Below are 17,964 nucleotides of genomic sequence, written 5' to 3' on the forward strand. Positions count from 1 at the left end.
GGCTGGGTGGGCTGGTCCGCTGCCGGAGCGGGCGGAACCGGCGGGTACGAGCCCGGCTCGGGTGCGGGGTCCTGCGGGATGTTGTCGCTCACGGGGCGGCCTTTCTTCGATGTCTGGGACCAGAGTCCCAGCGCCGCAGCGGGGGTGTCAAACACGCCGGTCGATCGGGGCGCCGCCGGTAGGCTGGTGCGGATCCGCCACAACCCCGGGAGTGCCACCATGTCCACCGATCGCGTCGTCCTCGTCACCGGCGGAAACCGCGGCATCGGCCGCGCCATCGCGGAGCGCTTCGTCGCCGAGGGCTACAAGGTCGCCGTCACCGCGCGCTCCGGAGAGGGTCCCGAGGGCACCCTCACCGTGCGAGCGGATGTGACGGATGCCGCAGCCGTCGACGCCGCATTCACCGAGGTCGAGAACACGCTGGGCCCGGTCGAGATCGTCATCGCGAACGCCGGCATCACGAAGGACACCCTCCTGCTGCGCATGACCGAGGACGACTTCGACAGTGTCGTCTCGACCAACCTCGGCGGCGCGTTCCGCGTCGTCAAGCGCGCCTCCAAGGGGATGCTGCGCGCCCGCTGGGGTCGCGTCGTGCTGATCTCGAGCGTCGTCGGGCTGTACGGCTCGGCCGGTCAGATCAACTACGCCGCATCGAAGAGCGCGCTCGTCGGTTTCGCGCGCTCGCTCACCCGCGAGCTGGGAGCCCGCGGCATCACGGCGAACGTCGTGGCACCCGGCTTCATCGAGACCGACATGACGGCCGAGCTCTCTGACGACACGCAGGCCGAGTACAAGAAGAGCATCCCCGCGGGGCGCTTCGCGTCCCCCGACGAGGTGGCCGGCGTCGTGACGTGGATCGCGTCGGATGACGCGGCCTATATCTCCGGCGCCGTTATTCCGGTCGACGGCGGACTCGGCATGGGGCACTGACCGCCCACCGCTGCGTGCTTGGGCGGGCTCGGCGTGCTTAGGCGGGCTCAGCGACCGCGACCGGCCGCTGAGCCCGTCGGCGTTCTCAGGAGATCGCCTGCAGGATCGCCTCGGCGACCGCGCCGGGCCGCGAGAACTGCGGCCAATGGCCCGCCGGGTCTTCGGGGGCACCGAGCTCGATGATGTCGAGGTGCTCCAGAGCGGCCAGCTCGGCCGCCCAGGGCGGTGCCGCCGCGATGATCTCGCGGATCTGCGCCTCCGGAACGGTTCCGGTGATCATCGTCGCCGCAACGGCGCGCCGTCGCTCGTCGGTGAGCCGGATCGGATCGGTGGGGACCCGCTCGGGCACCGACTTCGCGCGCGCCGCGGCCTCCGTCCGCGTCTGGGGATCGAGGTCGACGATGTCGGCCTCGTCGAAGAAGTCCCAGCCTGGGAACGGGATCACACCGTCGACGACGGGGAACTCGGAGATGGAGCCGCCGTCGCCCGGCGGGAACGTGTCGAGGAACACGACCCGGGCGACCCGGTCGGGCCGCGCATCGACGGCGCCGTAGACGACGTTGCCGCCGCCGGAATGGCCGACGAGCACGACCGGCCCGTCCAGGCGATCGATCTGCGCCACGGTCGCGGCGATCCAGTCGGCGATGCCGATGCCCGCCGACTCCGTGGCGGAGGCGCCGACCCCCGGCATGGTGAGTGCGTGCGTGCGGTGGCCGGCGGCTTCGAGGGCGGGGTCGACGTCGCCCCACGACGACGCGTCGAGCCACAGCCCGGGAACGAGGATGATGTGCATGCTCCGACGCTACCGACGGCGCCCGACATCGGAACAGCCCGGGTGGGGGTCGCGAAATGCGCCTACGGCAGCAGCGGGATGACCTCCGCGAGGTCGACCGGACCGACGACGAGGTCGGCGCGTTCGCGCACCGCGGGCTTCGCGTTGAAGGCGACGCCGAGCCCGGCGACCGCCATCATCTCGAGATCGTTCGCGCCGTCGCCGATCGCGAGTGTGCGGGTGAGGGGCACGCCGTTCTCGTCGGCCCATTCGCGGAGGGCGGCGGCCTTGCCCGCAGCATCCACGATCGCGCCGTCGACGGTGCCGCTCAGCACGCCGTCGCGGGTCGCGAGGCGGTTGGCGCGCCACACGTCCACACCGAGGTTGGGGGCGACCGTGTCGAGGATCTCGTGGAATCCGCCCGACACCACACCCACGGCACCGCCGCGCTCATGCACGGCTGCGATCAGCTCGCGGACGCCGGGCGTCGGCTCGATGCGCGCGAGCACGCGCGCGAACGCCGCCACCGGCACCCCCTCGAGGGCCTCGACACGGGAGCGCAGGCTGGACGCGAAATCCACCTCGCCCCGCATCGCGGCCTCCGTCGCCGCCGCGACCTCCGCGCCGCGCCCTGCCTCGTCGGCGATCAGCTCGATGACCTCGTTGCGGATGAGCGTGGAGTCGGCGTCGAGCACGACGAGGAAGCGGGCGGGGGCGACAGGCATGCTCCCACGCTAGCGGGACCGGATGCCGCTTCCCGCCGTGTGTCAGCGCTCGACGCGGAACCCCTTGCCGACGACGGTGATGCCGCTGTCGGTGATCGTGAAGCCGCGCGCGAGGTCCTTCTCGCGGTCGACGCCGACGGTGGCGCCGTCGTCGAGGACCACGTTCTTGTCGAGGATCGCCCGGTGCACGCGTGCCCCGGCGCCCACCTGCACGTGGTCGAAGAGCACCGAGTCGGTGATCGTCGAGCCACCGCCGGCGAGCGTCCACGGGCCGACCACGCTGCGCTCGAGGTGCGTGCCCGACAGCACCGACCCGAGCGACACGATGGAGTCGATCGCGTTGCCGATGCGGCCGACCGAGTCGCGCACGAACTTCGCGGGCGGGGAGTTGACCGACTGGGAGTGGATCGGCCAATCCATGTTGTACAGGTTGAACACCGGCAGCGTCGAGATGAGGTCGCGGTGCGCGTCGAAGAACGAGTCGATGGTTCCCACGTCGCGCCAGTAGTAGCGGTCGCGATCGGTCGACCCCGGCACATCGTTGCGGTTCATGTCGTAGACGCCGGCCTCGCCGCGGCCCACGAAGTAGGGGATGATGTCGCCGCCCATGTCGTGGTTCGACGTCGGAAGCTCCCCGTCGGACTCGACGGCCTCGATGAGCGCGTCCGTGTCGAAGATGTAGTTGCCCATCGACGCGAGCACCTGATGGGGAGCGTCGGCCAGGCCGACCGCGTTCTGGGGCTTCTCGAGGAACTCGCGGATGCGCATCGGGTCCTCGGACTCGACGTCGATCACGCCGAACTGGTTCGCCAGCGAGATCGGCTGCCGGATGCCGGCGACCGTGGCCCGCGCGCCCGATTCGATGTGCGCGGCGAGCATCTGCCGGAAGTCCATGCGGTAGACGTGGTCGGCGCCGATCACGACCACGATGTCGGGCTGCTCGTCGTTGATGAGGTTGAGGCTCTGCAGGATGGCGTCCGCCGATCCCGAGAACCAGCGCTTGCCCAGACGCTGCTGCGCGGGCACCGAGGTCACGTAGGAGTCCAGGAGGGCCGACATCCGCCACGTCTGCGAGATGTGGCGGTCGAGGCTGTGGGACTTGTACTGCGTCAGCACCACGATCTGTCTCAGGCCCGAGTTGATCAGATTCGAGATCGCGAAGTCGATGAGCCGGTACTGCCCTCCGAACGGGACGGCCGGCTTGGCGCGGTCCGCGGTCAACGGCATCAGCCGCTTCCCTTCGCCGCCGGCGAGGATGATTCCGAAGACCTTGGGTGCAGCTGGCATGCGACCCACACTATGACGCGTTCCGGCCCGTGTACTAGCGTTCGACACATGCGAGTCGACATCGTCACCAAGGAGTACCCGCCGGAGATCTACGGCGGCGCCGGTGTGCACGTGACGGAGCTCGTCAAGGCGCTCCGCTCGAGCATCGACGTCCGGGTGCGCGCGTTCGGAGCCGCCCGCGACGAGGAGGGCACCACGTCGTACGGCGTGCCTTCGGAGCTCTCCGCCGCCAACGCCGCGGTGCAGACGCTCGGCACGGATCTCGAGATCGTGACGGATGTCGCAGGCGCCGACGTCGTGCACAGTCACACCTGGTACGCGAACTTCGCCGGGCACCTCGCGTCGCTGCTGCACGGCATCCCGCACATCGTCACCGCCCACAGTCTCGAGCCGCTGCGCCCCTGGAAGGCCGAGCAGCTCGGCGGCGGGTATGCCGTCTCGAGCTGGATCGAGAAGTCCGCGTACGAGAGCGCGGCGGCGATCGTCGCGGTGAGCAACGGCATGCGGGAGGACATCCTGCGCAGCTACCCGGTGCTGGATCCCGACCGCGTGCGCGTGATCTACAACGGCATCGACGTCGAGGCGTGGCATCCCGTCGAGGACCCCGCGCTGCTCGCGGAGCTCGGGATCGACCCGGCGAAGCCGTCCGTCGTCTTCGTCGGCCGCATCACGCGGCAGAAGGGCCTGCCGTACTTCCTCCGCGCCGCCGAGCGCCTGCCGGCCGACGTGCAGGTCATCCTGGCCGCCGGCGCACCCGACACCCCGCAGATCATGGCGGAGGTCGAGGGGCTTGTCCGCGGGCTGCAGGAGACCCGCGAGGGCGTCGTGTGGCTGGATCGGATGCTGTCGCGCCACGAGCTGTGCACGATCCTGAGCGCCGCGACCACCTTCGTCTGCCCGTCGGTCTATGAGCCGCTCGGCATCGTGAACCTGGAGGCGATGGCCTGCGGCGCCGCCGTCGTCGGGACGGCGACCGGCGGCATCCCCGAGGTCGTGCTGGACGGTGTCACCGGTCGCCTCGTACCCATCGAGCAGGTGCAGGACGGCACCGGAACCCCGACCGACCCCGAGCAGTACGTGTCGGATCTCGCCCGCGTGCTCACCGAGGTCGTGAGCGATCCGGAGCGCGCGCGAGAGTACGGGGCCGCCGGGCGCAGGCGCGCGACCGAGGACTTCAGCTGGCGGCGCATCGCCGACCAGACGGCCGCGCTGTACGCGGAGGTGGTCTCCGGCGGCCGATAGGCTGTCAGCATGCCCCAGGTGCTCGAGTTCTCCGACGTCGTCGTCCGCCGAAACGCCCGGAACATCGTCGATCACCTGGACTGGACCATCAACGACGACGAGCGCTGGGTGGTCCTCGGGCCGAACGGTGCCGGCAAGACCACCGTGCTCCAGATGGCCGACACGCTGCTGCATCCCACCTCGGGCGTCGTGACCATCCTCGGCGAGCGTCTCGGCCGCACCGACGTCTTCGAACTGCGGCCCCGGATCGGGTTCGCTTCCTCCGCGATGGCGCGTCGGGTGCCGCCGGAGGAGACCGTTCTCAACGTCGTCCTGACGGCGGCGTACTCCGTGCTCGGCCGCTGGCGCGAGGACTACGAGGACATCGACGAGCGCCGGGCGCTCCGCGTGCTCGCGGAATGGAAGCTCGACCACCTGGCCGACCGCACGTTCGGCACCCTCAGCGACGGCGAGCAGAAGCGCGTGCAGATCGCCCGTGCCGTCATGACCGACCCCGAGCTGCTCCTCCTGGACGAGCCGACCGCCAGCCTCGACCTCGGCGCGCGCGAAGAGCTGCTCATCCTGCTGGGCGGCTACGCGCAGGCGCCGACCACGCCGGCGATGGTCATGGTCACCCACCACGTCGAGGAGATCCCCATCGGCTTCACGCACGTGCTGCTGCTGCGCGACGGCCAGGCCGTGGCATCCGGTCCGATTCGCGAGACACTCACCGCCGAGGCGCTCACCGACACGTTCGGCGTGCCGATCCGCCTCAGCGAAGAGGGCGGCCGCTACGCGGCACGCGCCGCCCACTGAGCCCCGAGAGCGGCCGGTTCGGCGTCCGCCTCGGAGACTGGTAGAATCTCTCTTTGGTGCATTCGCACTCCAGACTTTGACCGCCCTGGCAAAATCCAGGGCACCATCCTCAAAGGACCATCATGAAGACTGACCTCCACCCGGACTACCAGGCCGTCGTGTTCCGTGACCTCGGCTCGGGCGAGACCTTCCTCACCCGTTCGACGGTGACCAGCGACAAGACGATCGAGCTCGACGGTGTCGAGTACCCCGTCATCGATGTCGAGATCTCGTCCGCCTCGCACCCGTTCTACACGGGCAAGCAGCGCATCATGGACTCGGCCGGTCGTGTCGAGAAGTTCAACCAGCGCTTCAAGAACTTCGGCGGCTCCAAGTAAGCAGTCACCCCGGAAGGCCCCGCTTCGGCGGGGTCTTCTGCGTTTCCCGGCCGGGTGGGCGACGCCTGTCAGCGGATCGGCCAGCGACCGTCGAGTCGGTCGTCGGGATCGATCCTCCCGATGCGGATGAAGTACTCGGTCAGGCTCTCCGCCTGGGCGCGGGCCCAGCCGATCTGGCGGGTGTGCAGCTCGTGAACGGTGTCGGGCAGCCACGGGGCGAATCGCTCCGCGAGCGCCTGCGCGACGCGGCCCGCAGCGACCGCGTCCGCCGATGCCTCGTGCGCGGAGTCCAGCCTCACGGCGTAGTGCGCCGCGACGACCTCCAGCGTGCGCTTGCCTTTGCGCCACCGGTCGTACGCCTTGTCGACCACGAGAGGATCGATCACGGGAGACGGATCCTCGATCGGTGCGACGCCGTGCCGCAGCGACTCGTACTTCAGCAGCGAGAAGTCGAACGGAGCGTTGTACGCGACGACGGGGATGCCGGCATCGAGCAGGGCGCGTACGGCGGCGACCACCTCCGCGACCACCTCGGCGGCCGGTCGGCCGTTGGCGCGTGCGTGCGCCGTGGAGATGCCGTGGATCGCGCTCGCGCCCTCGGGGATCTCGACGCCGGGATCGGCCAGCCAGTCGCGGGCACGGATGACGCGGCCCGAGGCGTCCAGCAGACCCACGTGGGCCGTCACGATGCGGTCGCCGGTGACGTCGATGCCGGTGGTCTCCAGGTCGAACACCCCGACCATGCGCACCCAGTCCGGCACATCCCACAGCGGCAGCTGTTCGGGATGCGGGCGGCTCATGCCGTTCACGGTATGCGTCGCCTCCGACATCCGTTGCAGGCGCTCCGCGCACAGCCTGGACCGGGGGAGTCCTCGTAGACTCGACGGGTGACCGCGCCGAACCCGTACGCCCCGCTCCTCGACGAGATCCCCGTCGAGCGGCACGAGGTCGCGGTGCTCGGCGGCACCACCGCGTACTGGGTGTACGGGCCCGCGGACGCGGAGACGACCATCGTCGCGGTGCACGGCTTCCGTGGCGAGCACCACGGGCTCGAGCCCGTCGTCGCGCACCTGCCGAGCGTGCGGGTGATCTCGCCCGACCTCCCCGGCTTCGGCGAGACGGCGCCTGTTCCCGGCCGCACCCACGACCTCGACCTCTACGCGAAGTGGCTCCGCGAGTTCGCCACGGCCGTCGCACCGGGCGCCGTGATCCTCGGGCACTCGTTCGGCTCGATCGTCGTCGCGGCGGCGGTGGCCGCCGGCCTCCAGACGTCGCGTGTGATCCTCGTGAACCCGATCGGCGCTCCGGCGCTGGAGGGACCGCGAGGCATCCTCACGAGACTGGCGGTCTTCTACTACTGGGCGGGTGCGAAGCTGCCCAGGCGCCTCGGCGAGGCCCTGCTGCGCAACGGGCTCATCGTGCGGGTGATGAGCGTCTCGATGGCGAAGACCAAGGACTCCGGCATCCGTCGATTCGTGCATGATCAGCACGACACGTACTTCTCACGCTTCGCCGACCGCGACGTGCTGCGTGACGCCTTCGTCGCGTCGGTGTCGAACGACGTGCGCGCGTTCGCGCCGCGCATCGCGCAGCCGACGCTGCTGGTCGCCGCGGTGAGGGACGACATCACGCCCATCGAGGCCGAGCGCAAGCTCAGGGCGATGTTCCCGCACGGCGAGCTGGTGGAGATCCCCGACGTCGGGCACCTGATCCACTACGAGACGCCGGCGGCCGCCGGCGACGCGATCACGCGGTTTCTCGCGCCTTCCGACGCCGGTACGCGTTGACGTTCATGCGGTTGCCGCAGTTTCCGGTGTCGCAGTAGCGCTTGGAGCCGTTCTTCGAGTAGTCGATGTAGACGGAGTCGCAGTCGTCCGCGGAGCAGATGCGCACGCGGTCGTACTCGTCGGAGCGGATGACGTCGACGAAGGCCATCGCCGCCTCGACGAGGATGCGGGTCGCCAGTGGCGCCTCGTCGCTGGTGGCGTGCACGTGCCAGTCGAAGCCGTCATGGCGCACGAGGCGGGGCAGTGCGCTGCCGTCCGCGAGCATCTCGTTGACGAGCGGGACGGCGCCGTCGCGGTCGACCTCCCACAGCTGCCGCAGACGCGGGCGGATAGCACGGATCGCAGCGAGCTCCTGCCCATCGCGCCGGATGAGCCCCGTGTAGGGGTTCACCATCAGGTACTCGTCGAACGCTTCGAGAGTGGTGAGCGTGTCCTCGTCGTCGTAGCCGGGCAACGTGTTGACCAGGTGGGCGGCCGCGCGGAGGCTCAGCTCCGTGTCACGGATGAAAACCATGTTGACTCCTGACATGCCGTTCGCTACTGTCACCAGTGTAAGCACACTTCACCCCTGACAGCCGGATGTCGCCCATGACCGTCTCGACCGCGTCCCTTCCCGTCATCGCCCCGAGCGCGTCCTTGCGCACGAAGGCGCGGATGCGCACCAGCGGGCTCGTGATGGGCGTCGCCTCGGCACTGGCGTTCTCCTCGAGCGGCCCCTTCGTGAAGCCCCTGCTCGAGGCCGGCTGGTCGCTGGGCGCGGCGCTGCTGGTTCGCATGGGAGTCGCGGGCCTCGTGCTCTCGCCGGCGCTGTTCCTGGCGATCATGCGGCAGCGGGGTTTCCTCAAGCGGCACTGGCGGCTCATCGTCGGCTTCGGCCTGATGCCGGTGCTCGGATGTCAGCTCTTCTTCTTCTCGGCGATGCAGCGGATGCCGGTCGCCGTGGCGCTGCTGATCCAGTACCTCGCCCCGGTCATGCTGGTCGTCGCGGTGTGGGTGCGCACGCGCACAGCGCCGTCGGCGCTCGTGCTGTGGGGCTCCGCGGTCGCGATGGTCGGTCTGGTGCTCGTCGTCGACATCTCGGGCGCCTCCTTCGACCTGATCGGGACGCTGCTCGCCCTCGCTGCAGCGGTGTGCGTGTGCGCCTATTTCGTGATCTCGGAGCGGGCCGGCGACGACCTGCCGCCGCTCGCGCTGGCCGCGAGCGGCCTGCTGACCGGTGCGGTCGTCATGGGTGCGCTGTGCCTCGCCGGCATCATGCCCTTCCAGGCGCCGCCGGTCGACGTGGTCCTCGCGGGCGTGGCGGTGCCGTGGTGGATACCGCTCGGCTGGGTCGCGGCGATCGCGACGACGCTGGGCTACGCGCTGGGCGTGATGGCGGTCCCGCGCATCGGCTCGCGGGTCGCGTCCTTCGTCGGGCTCTCGGAGGTGCTGTTCGCCCTCATGTTCGCGTGGATCTTCCTCGCCGAGGTGCCCGCGCCCATCCAGTTCATCGGCGGGGCGCTGATCCTCGTCGGCGTGGTTCTCGTGCGCGCCGACGCCTCCTCGACCGGAAACCCGAAAGGGCCGGCGGCTACGACTCCCGTCGTGCCAGCTCCATGAGGGGCGTCACGCGGTGGGCGATGACCTCGCCCATCACGAGGGACGTCTCTGTGCGCTCCACGCCCTCGATCGCGAGGATGCGGGCGTCGGTGTCGAAGAGGTGCTGGGTGTCGCGGCACGCGACCCGCACCAGCAGATCCACCTGACCGGACAGCCCGTGCGCCTGCACGACCTCCGGGACGCGGGCGAGTTCGACGGCGATGCGGGGCAGATCGGCCTGCCGCACGATGACGCTGATGAACGCCTCGATCGGGAACCCGAGCGAGGCGGACGAGATGGCTCGCTCGTACGACAGGAAGACCCCCGCCTTCTCCAGTCGCGACATGCGCGCCTGGACGGTGTTGCGCGAGAGGCCGAGCCGTTCGGCGAGTGCGACGACGGTCGCGCGCGGGTCGGCGGAGAGCGCTGCCAGCAGCTCCAGGTCGACGTGATCGAGGGCACTCATAGTGCGAAACGTTAGCACGCCTTTGGTGGGCTTGAGTTGTCAACATGCTCAAGAAGTCCTCGAATGCTTGAGCGAGGTGCGATGCGGACGTACCGTTGAAGCAGCCGGCGAAGTGGCCGGCGCACGCGAAGCGGCTCCTCACGAGGGGGCCCGCAACGAGGAGTGATGACGATGACGCACACCCTGACACCCACAGCGGATCTCGCCACCGACATCGAGGATGTCGCGCGCCTGCTGACCCCCGACGGCGAGCGCATCGCCGACCCCGAGCTCGATCGCTGGGTGGCCGACGTCGACGCCGCGACTCTGCGCGGCCTCTACCGCGACATGGTTCTCCTGCGGCGCATCGACACCGAAGGCGTCGCTCTGCAGCGGCAGGGTCAGCTGGGCCTGTGGCCGCCGTGCCAGGGCCAGGAGGCGACCCAGATCGGCACCGCCCGCGCCCTCCGCGCCGATGACTTCGCCTTCCCGAGCTACCGCGAGACCGGCGTCGTCTACGCCCGTGGCGGCAAGCCCGCGGACTTCGTGCTCGCCTGGCGCGGCGAGGAGCACTCGACCTACAACCCCTACGACATCAACACCGCCACGCAGCAGATCATCATCGGCGCGCAGGCGCTGCACGCGGTCGGCTACGCGATGGGCGTGCAGCGCGACGGCACAGACCAGGTGTCGGTCGCCTACTTCGGCGACGGCGCGTCGAGCCAGGGCGACGTCAACGAGGCGATGGTGTTCGCCTCCTCCTTCCGTGCGCCTGTGGTGTTCGTGTGCACCAACAACCAGTGGGCGATCTCGGAGCCCGTCACTGTGCAGGCGAAGTTCCCGATCGCCGGGCGTGCGCCGGGCTTCGGCATCCCCAGCATGCGCGTCGACGGCAACGACGTGCTGGCGTGCTTCGCTGCGATGCGCTGGGCGCTCGACAACGCGCGCCGCGGCAACGGCCCCGCGTTCATCGAGGCGGTCACCTACCGCATGGGCCCGCACACCACGTCGGACGACCCGACGCGGTACCGCGACAAGGAGGAGGTCGAGAAGTGGCGCCGCCGCGACCCGATCGCGCGCGTCGAGGCACTGCTGCGCTCGCGCGGCGAGTTCGACGAGGCGTTCGTGGCGAGCGTCGAGGCCGACGCCGATGCTCTCGCCGCGGCGGTGCGCGAGGCGGCGATGACCGCGAAGACCCGCGACCCGCTGACAGTGCTCGACAACGTCTACGCGGAGCCCCACTCGGGCCTCGCTGAGCAGCGCGAGCGGTTCAGTGCGTACCTCGACGGGTTCGCCCCGGCAGCCGAGGGGGTGTGACGGTGACGCAGTTGACGATGGCGAAGGCCATCAACGAGGGACTCCGTCGCTCGATGGCGGACGACGAGAAGGTTCTCGTCATGGGCGAGGACATCGGAAAGCTCGGCGGCGTCTTCCGCATCACCGACGGCCTCCTCGACCAGTTCGGGGCGCAGCGCGTGGTCGACACGCCGCTCGCCGAGGCCGGCATCATGGGCACCGCCGTCGGGCTCGCGTTCCGCGGCTACCGGCCCGTCGTCGAGATCCAGTTCGACGGCTTCGTGTACCCGGCGTTCGATCAGATCGTGTGCCAGGTCGCCAAGCTGCACTACCGCACGCGCGGCAACGTGAAGATGCCGATCACGATCCGCATCCCGTGGGCGGGTGGCGTCGGCGCCGCGGAGCACCACTCGGAGTCGCCCGAGGCGTACTTCGTGCACACGTCGGGCCTGCGTGTGATCGCGGTGTCGAACCCGCAGGACGCCTACGTCATGCTGCGACAGGCGATCGCGTCCGACGACCCGGTGGTCTACTTCGAGCCGAAGAGGCTGTACCACACCAAGGGAGAGGTCGACCTCGACGTCCAGCTCGCGGACGCTCCGCCGATGGGCCTCGCCCGTGTGGCGCGCGAAGGCAGCGACGTGACGCTGCTGACCTACGGCTCGCAGGTGCTCACGGCCCTGGACGCCGCGACCGCCGCTGAGGACGACGGCGTCTCGATCGAGGTCATCGATCTGCGCTCGATCTCGCCGGTGGACTACCGCACGGTCACCGCCTCCGTCCGCAAGACCGGGCGCGTCGTGGTCACCCACGAGGCCGCCCGCGAGGCGGGCGTCGGCGCCGAGCTGGTCGCCAGCGTCACCGAGCGCTGTTTCAACTACCTCGAGGCGGCGCCGCAGCGCGTCACCGGGCACGACATCCCGTACCCGCCCGCGAAGCTCGAGAAGCACCACCTGCCGGACCTCGACCGGATCCTCGACGCCGTAGATCGCGTCATGGACCGGCCGAACAGCCTCTCGGGGGTGCTCGACTCATGACGCAGGACTTCAGGCTCCCCGACCTCGGTGAGGGACTCCCCGAAGCCGAGCTCGTGCAGTGGCTGGTCGCCGTCGGCGACACGGTCACTCTCAACCAGACCATCGCCGAGGTCGAGACCGCGAAGGCCGTCGTCGAGCTGCCGTCCCCGTACGCCGGCACCATCACGGCCTTGCACGCCGAAGCGGGCGATGTCGTCGCGGTCGGCTCGGTGCTGATCTCCTTCGACCTCGGCGGAACGGTCCCCACGCCCCCTCCAGGCGTCGCGGGCGCGTCGCCCGGAGCCTCCGGGCGCGTGGGCCCAGCTGCACCGCCGGCGCCCGCCGCGGAGTCCCAGGCCTCCGCCCCGGAGGTTGCGGCGAGCGCGTCTGCCGTGGCGGCGAAATCCGAGCCCAACCTGGTGGGCTACGGCGCCACGCCCCAGGGGGCCGGGCGCCCGCAGCGCCGCACGCGTGTCGCGGGCTCGGTGGCCGCAGCATCCGACACCGCCGTCCTCGAGGCGGCTCCGCACGACGCGATCCAGTTCGCAGACGTCGTGGAGCGCCCCGTGGAGCGCCCGCGCTCGACACCGCCCGTGCGGCAGTTCGCGAAGCAGCTGGGCATCGACCTCGCGCTCGTCGAGGCGAGCGGTGCGTCCGGGGTCATCACGCGCGCCGACGTCGAGGCGTATGCGACGCGCGTGGGCGCCACGGCGACCGCGCCGGCTGCGGCCGAGCCCGTCGAGACCTTCGAGATGCCCCTGCCGGCCCCAGCGGGAGAGCGCACGACGCGCACGCCGATCCGCGGGGTGCGGCGCATGACCGCGGACGCCATGGTGCGCAGCGCCTTCACTGCGCCGCACGTCACGACGTTCCTGACGGTCGACGTGACGGCGACGAGCGAGCTCATCGCCTCACTGAAGGGCGACCGCGACCTGCAGGAGCACCGGATCGGGATCATGGCCGTGGCCGCGAAGGCCGTGTGCCTCGCGCTGGGCCGCCACCCCGGCCTCAACTCGAAGTGGGACGACGAGGCGGGGGAGATCGTCGAGCACCACTACGTGAACCTCGGGATCGCCGCGGCGACCGGGCGCGGGCTCGTGGTGCCGAACATCCGCGATGCGCAGGAGCTGACGCTGGTCGAACTGGCCGACGCGATCCGCGGGCTCGCGGAGACCGCACGTGCGGGCAAGTCGTCGCCGGCCGACATGATGGGCGGCACGTTCTCGATCACGAACGTCGGCGTGTTCGGCGTGGACGCCGGAACGCCGATCATCAACCCCGGGGAGGCGGGCATCCTCGCCCTCGGCGCGGTGCGGCGTCAGCCCTGGGAGCATCGCGGAGAGATCGCGCTGCGCGACGTCATGACGCTCGCCCTGTCGTTCGATCACCGGCTGGTCGACGGCGAGCAGGGATCGGGCTTCCTGGTGGACGTCGCGGACATCCTCCGGGAGCCCGGGCGCGCGATGCTGATGCGCTGACGAGGCCGCTGGCCGGCCGGCACCTTGGGGGCCGGCCGGTCAGTCCTCCTTCGGGTAGAAGAGTCCGAGGCCGTGCTTCTGCAGCACGTCGTACGCCTCGGCGTATGTCTCCGGCTCCGCGGAATCGGCCGCGGCGTACCGCGCCTGCAGCAGCCCCAGCAGGCCGCGTCCCGGCGGGCTGAGGGGCTTGTGCCTGTGGGGCCCGTCCCTGAGGTCGGCCGGCTGATCCTCGGCGGGGTTGGGAGGCACGTACATCGGGTGCACCACCGGCCAGCTCGCCGGGTCGCGGGGAGTGTCGAGGTTCACGATCGAGAACAGGTCGCGCGCCTCAGCGTCGCGCCTCGTCAGCGGACGCAGCCCGTGCAGTCGGGCCAGCGTGGCGACCACCGCCGCGTGATGCATCTCGTCGTGCACGATCGTGCCGGCCCGCGTGTAGGCCGACACCGCGATCGCCGGCACGCGCACCCCGAGACGGTCGAACGCGAACCCCATCTCGCCCGGGTCGTCGTCGGCGACAGGCGGGGTCGCCGACGGCGGGGGCACGTGATCGTACGTCCCCCCGTGCTCGTCGAACGTGATGAGCAGCAGCGTGTTCATCGCGTTCGATCCGCCCGGTGTCGCGCTCTGCTTGATCGCGTCGTACACGTCGGCCACCAGCTTCTCGCCCGCGCGCACGTCCGACACGGCCGAGTCCACCACCGCGGAGCCGTCGACGTCGCTCTCGCGGAGCGCGCCGAAGGGCGGGTGGAAGTCGTTGTGGTTGTACACCAGCCGCGGCTCGATGAACGCGTACGCGGGGAGCCTGCCCGCCTTCGCGTCGTCGAAGAACTCCGACATGTGCCCGAATCGGCCCGTTCGCCAGTACTTCTCCAGCACCGGCGCGTGCAGGATGCCGGTGAGAGAGACCAACTGCATCTCGTCGAAATACACCTTCCACGGGATCCCCGCGTCCTCGAGCCGGTTGAAGATCGTGGGCATCGGCGCCGCGTCGAGCCACTTGTCGTAGCCCCCGCCGTGCTTGTTCGTGACGAAGCCGTGCGATGTCGACGCATGGAAGAACGAGCGGTTGCAGTACGTCTGCGACGGCACGGCCGCGAACCACGCGTCGAAGACCGCGAAACCCTTCGCGAGCGTCGACAGCACCGGAAGCTGCTCGGGGGAGAAGCCGCCCATGATGTGCGACGCTTCCTCGATCGTGGGCTCCTTGCCATGTCTCAGCCGTGTCAGGTTGTTCCAGTAATCGTGGAGGAAGCCCTCCATCGTCGGCGCAGTGCCGGACGGTGGCGCATTGAACGGCGCGGCCATGTCGCCCACCTGGCGCGCGGCGTTGTCCAGCGGGTCGACGACGCCGAACAGCTGCGTGTTGACATGCGGGAACTCCTCGCCGGGATCCGGGTCGGGCCGCGCCATCACGTCGTCCGTGGGCCCCGAATACGCGTGGACGGCGACGCGCTCGCCGGAGGGGGCGGTGTTGGCGTAGTCGCCGAACGCCAGCCCATCGAAGGTGGCGCCTTCGGGAAGGTTCTCGGGCGTGTAGAGCCATCCCAGGAGGTTGTCGAACGACCGGTTCTCACCCATCAGCACGACGACGTGGTCGAAGCCGGGCTCGGATCGCGGCGGCACGGCGCCGAAATCGACCGACCCCTCGCGATACCCGATCGTGTGACCGAGGGAGGCACCGGCCGCGGCACCGACCGCGCCGCCCACGACCAGGCCCGCGGCGGCGACACCGCCGAGCTTCAGGAAATCCCGACGCGAGCTCGCGTCGCCCTGGCCGGGCGCACGGGGATCAGCGGACGTCTCGGTGCCGTCGACGTGCCCCGCCCCGGCGTCGTCGTGCCGTCCATGCCCCGTCATGGTCCGTCCAGACTAGGCCCTCGCCGACCTCAGGCGGTCAGGGAGGCGCGGGCCATCGTGCGAAGGATGCCGCGCACATCGCGCTCGCCGGGGCGCGACCGCGACGCCCGCACGGTGTGGGGCGTCGAGTTGATGAGGCCGAAGCAGGCGTGCGCGCGCACGCGGAGGTCGTCCTCGTCACGCTCCGGGTGGACGGTCGAGAGGATGCCGATCCACACCTCCACATACTCCCGCTGCAGACGCCGCACGGTGTGGCGGTCGTCGTCGCTGAGGCTCGCGAGATCGCGGTCCTGTACCCGGATGACGTCCGCATCGCGCAGGGCGAACTCGACGTGGAACGCGATGATCGCGTCCAGCTGGTCGGTCGCCTCGTGATGAGCCGAGATCACGGTGCGCCCGCCTGCCAGCAGCCGCTCGCTCACCTCGACGAGGATGGCGCCCAGCAGGGCCTGCTTGTTCGCGAAGTGGCGGTAGAGGGCGGGGCCGCTCACCCCGACCGCTCCGCCGATGTCTTCGAGGCTGACGCCGCTGAAGCCGCGTTCGGCGAAGAGGGCGGCCGCCTCGTGGAGGATCGCCGCGTGGCGGTCGGCCTTCGCGCGATCGCGATCGGTGACACCGTTCGTCATCTGCTGCTCCGCTTGTAAATCCAGTTAAGGCTCGCTAACCTGAACCTCAGTTAGTGAACACTAACCAATCCGATCGCGTCCCGACAACGGACGTGATCCGATCGTGACGTCGAGGAAGATGCGCGGGAGATCCGGATGAGCGTGCTGAGCACGGCCGCAGTGCACGACGAGAACTTCGCGCGCACGCGCGACGCCCAGCGGGACCTGGCCGAGAAGCTGCGCGAGCGGCTGGCCGCAGCATCCGTCGGCGGACCTGCAGCGTCGCGCGAGCGGCATGTCGCGCGCGGCAAGCTGCTGCCGCGGGACCGGGTCACCCGCCTGCTCGACGAGGGGAGCCCGTTCATCGAGGTCGCGCCGCTCGCCGCGGAGGGACTCTACGACGGCGACGCCCCTGCCGCCGGCGTGATCGCGGGGATCGGGCTCGTGCACGGCAGGCACGTGATGGTGGTGTGCAACGATGCGACGGTCAAGGGCGGAACGTACTACCCGATGACCGTCAAGAAGCACCTGCGGGCGCAGGAGATCGCGCTCGAGAACCGCCTGCCGTGCGTGTACCTCGTCGATTCGGGGGGAGCGTTCCTGCCGATGCAGGACGAGGTCTTCCCCGACCGCGACCACTTCGGCCGCATCTTCTTCAACCAGGCCCGGCTGTCGGCCGCGGGCATCCCGCAGATCGCCGCGGTGCTGGGCTCCTGCACCGCCGGCGGTGCCTACGTGCCCGCGATGAGCGATGAGACGGTCATCGTGCGCGGCCAGGGCACGATCTTCCTCGGCGGTCCGCCCCTGGTGAAGGCCGCGATCGGCGAGATCGTCACCGCCGAGGAGCTCGGCGGGGGAGAGCTGCACGCCCGCCGCTCCGGCGTCGTCGACCACCTCGCCGAGGACGACGAGCACGCGCTCGAGATCGTGCGCGACATCGTCGCGACCCTGCCGGCGCCGGCTGAGCCCGCATGGGACGTCATCCCGGCGGTCGAACCCGTGGCCCCGGCATCCGATCTGTACGGAGTCGTGCCGGTCGACGTGAACCAGCCCTACGACGTCCGCGAGGTGATCGCGCGGCTCGTCGACGGCAGTGAGCTGCACGAGTTCAAGCGCGAGTACGGCGACACGCTCGTCACCGGGTTCGCGCGCATCCACGGGCACCCTGTCGGGATCGTCGCCAACAACGGCGTGCTGTTCGGCGAGTCCGCCCAGAAGGGCGCCCACTTCATCGAGCTGTGCGATCAGCGGGGGGTGCCGCTGCTGTTCCTGCAGAACATCTCGGGCTTCATGGTGGGGCGCGACGCTGAGGCGGGCGGCATCGCGAAGGACGGGGCCAAGATGGTCACGGCCGTCGCGACCACGCGGGTGCCGAAGCTCACGGTCGTCATCGGCGGCTCGTTCGGCGCCGGCAACTACTCGATGTGCGGGCGCGCCTACTCGCCGCGATTCCTGTGGACGTGGCCGGCGAGTCGCATCTCGGTCATGGGCGGCAACCAGGCCGCCTCCGTGCTCTCGACCGTCAAGCGAGACCAGCTGGAGGCGCGCGGCGAGGAGTGGTCCACGACGGACCAGGCGCAGTTCGAAGCCCCGATCCGCGCCAGGTACGAGGAGCAGGGCGACCCGTACTATGCGACCGCCCGGCTGTGGGACGACGGTGTCGTCGACCCGCTCGACACCCGGGACCTCCTGGGCCTGGCGCTCGATGTCGTCTCGCGCACGCCGCTGCCTGAACCGCGCTTCGGCGTCTTCCGGATGTGAGAGGGAGAAGTGC

General features: G+C 70.3%; 18 protein-coding genes. 10 read left to right on the forward strand and 8 right to left on the reverse strand.

The features are described from left to right. The first annotated feature begins 219 nt into the window (after nucleotides 1-219). Nucleotides 220-930, forward strand: a complete 711-nt coding sequence (gene fabG / locus RS82_RS18670) for a 3-oxoacyl-ACP reductase FabG (RefSeq protein ID WP_045302312.1) — start codon at nucleotides 220-222, stop codon at nucleotides 928-930. An 85-nt stretch (nucleotides 931-1,015) separates the two neighbouring features. On the opposite strand, the gene RS82_RS18675 is transcribed toward fabG, so the two are convergent. The 3 genes from RS82_RS18675 to RS82_RS18685 all read right to left on the reverse strand — a co-directional run bounded on the left by RS82_RS18675 (nucleotide 1,016) and on the right by RS82_RS18685 (nucleotide 3,714). After that, nucleotides 1,016-1,723 carry an alpha/beta fold hydrolase gene (locus tag RS82_RS18675; RefSeq protein ID WP_045302314.1) on the reverse strand — a complete coding sequence of 236 codons (708 nt, stop codon included), beginning with the start codon at nucleotides 1,721-1,723 and terminating at the stop codon, nucleotides 1,016-1,018. A 62-nt stretch (nucleotides 1,724-1,785) separates the two neighbouring features. Beyond that, complete coding sequence (gene serB / locus RS82_RS18680; protein ID WP_045302316.1) at nucleotides 1,786-2,427, reverse strand: phosphoserine phosphatase SerB; 642 nt, start codon at nucleotides 2,425-2,427, stop codon at nucleotides 1,786-1,788. 42 nt (nucleotides 2,428-2,469) lie between these two features. Continuing rightward, a complete protein-coding gene (locus RS82_RS18685; RefSeq protein ID WP_045302317.1) occupies nucleotides 2,470-3,714 on the reverse strand; it encodes a glucose-1-phosphate adenylyltransferase in 1,245 nt (414 codons plus the stop codon). 48 nt (nucleotides 3,715-3,762) lie between these two features. Between RS82_RS18685 and glgA the strand changes: the two genes are divergently transcribed. From glgA to RS82_RS18700, 3 genes are all read left to right on the forward strand, one after another. Beyond that, nucleotides 3,763-4,956, forward strand: a complete 1,194-nt coding sequence (glgA, locus tag RS82_RS18690) for a glycogen synthase (protein ID WP_045302319.1) — start codon at nucleotides 3,763-3,765, stop codon at nucleotides 4,954-4,956. Between the two features lie 9 nt (nucleotides 4,957-4,965). Beyond that, nucleotides 4,966-5,751 carry an ABC transporter ATP-binding protein gene (locus RS82_RS18695; RefSeq protein WP_045302321.1) on the forward strand — a complete coding sequence of 262 codons (786 nt, stop codon included), beginning with the start codon at nucleotides 4,966-4,968 and terminating at the stop codon, nucleotides 5,749-5,751. A 122-nt stretch (nucleotides 5,752-5,873) separates the two neighbouring features. After that, nucleotides 5,874-6,128 (forward strand): type B 50S ribosomal protein L31, encoded by a 255-nt coding sequence (locus tag RS82_RS18700; RefSeq protein WP_045302322.1) that lies wholly within the window; start codon nucleotides 5,874-5,876, stop codon nucleotides 6,126-6,128. A gap of 68 nt (nucleotides 6,129-6,196) precedes the next feature. Here the strand turns inward: RS82_RS18700 and RS82_RS18705 are convergent, their stop codons facing one another. Beyond that, complete coding sequence (locus RS82_RS18705) at nucleotides 6,197-6,928, reverse strand: exonuclease domain-containing protein (protein ID WP_052676954.1); 732 nt, start codon at nucleotides 6,926-6,928, stop codon at nucleotides 6,197-6,199. An 87-nt stretch (nucleotides 6,929-7,015) separates the two neighbouring features. Here RS82_RS18705 and RS82_RS18710 point away from each other — a divergent pair, with 87 nt between their 5' ends. Continuing rightward, entirely contained in the window at nucleotides 7,016-7,915 is a 900-nt protein-coding gene (locus tag RS82_RS18710; protein WP_045302326.1) for an alpha/beta fold hydrolase, read from the forward strand. Here the strand turns inward: RS82_RS18710 and RS82_RS18715 are convergent. Beyond that, a complete protein-coding gene (locus RS82_RS18715) occupies nucleotides 7,875-8,429 on the reverse strand; it encodes a CGNR zinc finger domain-containing protein (RefSeq protein ID WP_045302328.1) in 555 nt (184 codons plus the stop codon). The genes RS82_RS18710 and RS82_RS18715 overlap by 41 nt on opposite strands. A gap of 74 nt (nucleotides 8,430-8,503) precedes the next feature. Here RS82_RS18715 and RS82_RS18720 point away from each other — a divergent pair, with 74 nt between their 5' ends. Then, nucleotides 8,504-9,514 (forward strand): EamA family transporter, encoded by a 1,011-nt coding sequence (locus RS82_RS18720; RefSeq protein ID WP_045302330.1) that lies wholly within the window; start codon nucleotides 8,504-8,506, stop codon nucleotides 9,512-9,514. Here the strand turns inward: RS82_RS18720 and RS82_RS18725 are convergent. Then, nucleotides 9,486-9,959, reverse strand: a complete 474-nt coding sequence (locus tag RS82_RS18725) for an Lrp/AsnC family transcriptional regulator (protein ID WP_045302332.1) — start codon at nucleotides 9,957-9,959, stop codon at nucleotides 9,486-9,488. The genes RS82_RS18720 and RS82_RS18725 overlap by 29 nt on opposite strands. Before the next feature lie 165 nt (nucleotides 9,960-10,124). Here RS82_RS18725 and pdhA point away from each other — a divergent pair, with 165 nt between their 5' ends. From pdhA to RS82_RS18740, 3 genes are read left to right on the forward strand one after another with little or no spacing between them, the layout of a single operon-like run. Next, a complete protein-coding gene (gene pdhA, locus RS82_RS18730) occupies nucleotides 10,125-11,255 on the forward strand; it encodes a pyruvate dehydrogenase (acetyl-transferring) E1 component subunit alpha (protein ID WP_084695772.1) in 1,131 nt (376 codons plus the stop codon). Between the two features lie 2 nt (nucleotides 11,256-11,257). Further along, nucleotides 11,258-12,271 carry an alpha-ketoacid dehydrogenase subunit beta gene (locus tag RS82_RS18735; RefSeq protein WP_045302869.1) on the forward strand — a complete coding sequence of 338 codons (1,014 nt, stop codon included), beginning with the start codon at nucleotides 11,258-11,260 and terminating at the stop codon, nucleotides 12,269-12,271. Continuing rightward, on the forward strand, nucleotides 12,268-13,728 hold the full coding sequence (locus RS82_RS18740; protein WP_045302334.1) for a dihydrolipoamide acetyltransferase family protein: 1,461 nt from the start codon (nucleotides 12,268-12,270) through the stop codon (nucleotides 13,726-13,728). Before RS82_RS18735 ends, RS82_RS18740 begins: the two co-directional genes overlap by 4 nt. A gap of 39 nt (nucleotides 13,729-13,767) precedes the next feature. On the opposite strand, the gene RS82_RS18745 is transcribed toward RS82_RS18740, so the two are convergent. After that, the gene (locus RS82_RS18745) at nucleotides 13,768-15,585 is read right to left on the reverse strand and encodes an alkaline phosphatase family protein (protein WP_084695773.1); all 1,818 of its coding nucleotides are present in this window, start codon (nucleotides 15,583-15,585) and stop codon (nucleotides 13,768-13,770) included. A gap of 29 nt (nucleotides 15,586-15,614) precedes the next feature. Beyond that, on the reverse strand, nucleotides 15,615-16,211 hold the full coding sequence (locus tag RS82_RS18750; protein WP_045302337.1) for an SACE_7040 family transcriptional regulator: 597 nt from the start codon (nucleotides 16,209-16,211) through the stop codon (nucleotides 15,615-15,617). A gap of 135 nt (nucleotides 16,212-16,346) precedes the next feature. On the opposite strand from RS82_RS18750, the gene RS82_RS18755 reads away from it, so the two are divergent. Beyond that, nucleotides 16,347-17,951: a carboxyl transferase domain-containing protein gene (locus tag RS82_RS18755; protein WP_045302339.1), complete on the forward strand. Its 1,605-nt coding sequence runs from the start codon at nucleotides 16,347-16,349 to the stop codon at nucleotides 17,949-17,951. Nucleotides 17,952-17,964: the final 13 nt, after the last annotated feature.

The organism is Microbacterium trichothecenolyticum, from assembly GCF_000956465.1.
Lineage (GTDB): Bacteria > Actinomycetota > Actinomycetes > Actinomycetales > Microbacteriaceae > Microbacterium > Microbacterium trichothecenolyticum.

What these genes read in the sequence shown, in the direction of transcription:
- RS82_RS18695 (WP_045302321.1), top strand. Translation starts at nt 4,966, where the DNA reads ATGCCCCAGGTGCTCGAGTTCTCCGACGTCGTCGTCCGCCGAAACGCC.
- fabG (WP_045302312.1), top strand. Translation starts at nt 220, where the DNA reads ATGTCCACCGATCGCGTCGTCCTCGTCACCGGCGGAAACCGCGGCATC.
- RS82_RS18720 (WP_045302330.1), top strand. Translation starts at nt 8,504, where the DNA reads ATGACCGTCTCGACCGCGTCCCTTCCCGTCATCGCCCCGAGCGCGTCC.
- RS82_RS18705 (WP_052676954.1), bottom strand. Translation starts at nt 6,928, where the DNA reads ATGAGCCGCCCGCATCCCGAACAGCTGCCGCTGTGGGATGTGCCGGAC.
- pdhA (WP_084695772.1), top strand. Translation starts at nt 10,125, where the DNA reads ATGACGATGACGCACACCCTGACACCCACAGCGGATCTCGCCACCGAC.
- RS82_RS18675 (WP_045302314.1), bottom strand. Translation starts at nt 1,723, where the DNA reads ATGCACATCATCCTCGTTCCCGGGCTGTGGCTCGACGCGTCGTCGTGG.
- serB (WP_045302316.1), bottom strand. Translation starts at nt 2,427, where the DNA reads ATGCCTGTCGCCCCCGCCCGCTTCCTCGTCGTGCTCGACGCCGACTCC.
- RS82_RS18685 (WP_045302317.1), bottom strand. Translation starts at nt 3,714, where the DNA reads ATGCCAGCTGCACCCAAGGTCTTCGGAATCATCCTCGCCGGCGGCGAA.
- RS82_RS18745 (WP_084695773.1), bottom strand. Translation starts at nt 15,585, where the DNA reads ATGACGGGGCATGGACGGCACGACGACGCCGGGGCGGGGCACGTCGAC.
- RS82_RS18715 (WP_045302328.1), bottom strand. Translation starts at nt 8,429, where the DNA reads ATGGTTTTCATCCGTGACACGGAGCTGAGCCTCCGCGCGGCCGCCCAC.
- RS82_RS18740 (WP_045302334.1), top strand. Translation starts at nt 12,268, where the DNA reads ATGACGCAGGACTTCAGGCTCCCCGACCTCGGTGAGGGACTCCCCGAA.
- RS82_RS18750 (WP_045302337.1), bottom strand. Translation starts at nt 16,211, where the DNA reads ATGACGAACGGTGTCACCGATCGCGATCGCGCGAAGGCCGACCGCCAC.
- RS82_RS18725 (WP_045302332.1), bottom strand. Translation starts at nt 9,959, where the DNA reads ATGAGTGCCCTCGATCACGTCGACCTGGAGCTGCTGGCAGCGCTCTCC.
- RS82_RS18700 (WP_045302322.1), top strand. Translation starts at nt 5,874, where the DNA reads ATGAAGACTGACCTCCACCCGGACTACCAGGCCGTCGTGTTCCGTGAC.
- glgA (WP_045302319.1), top strand. Translation starts at nt 3,763, where the DNA reads ATGCGAGTCGACATCGTCACCAAGGAGTACCCGCCGGAGATCTACGGC.
- RS82_RS18755 (WP_045302339.1), top strand. Translation starts at nt 16,347, where the DNA reads ATGAGCGTGCTGAGCACGGCCGCAGTGCACGACGAGAACTTCGCGCGC.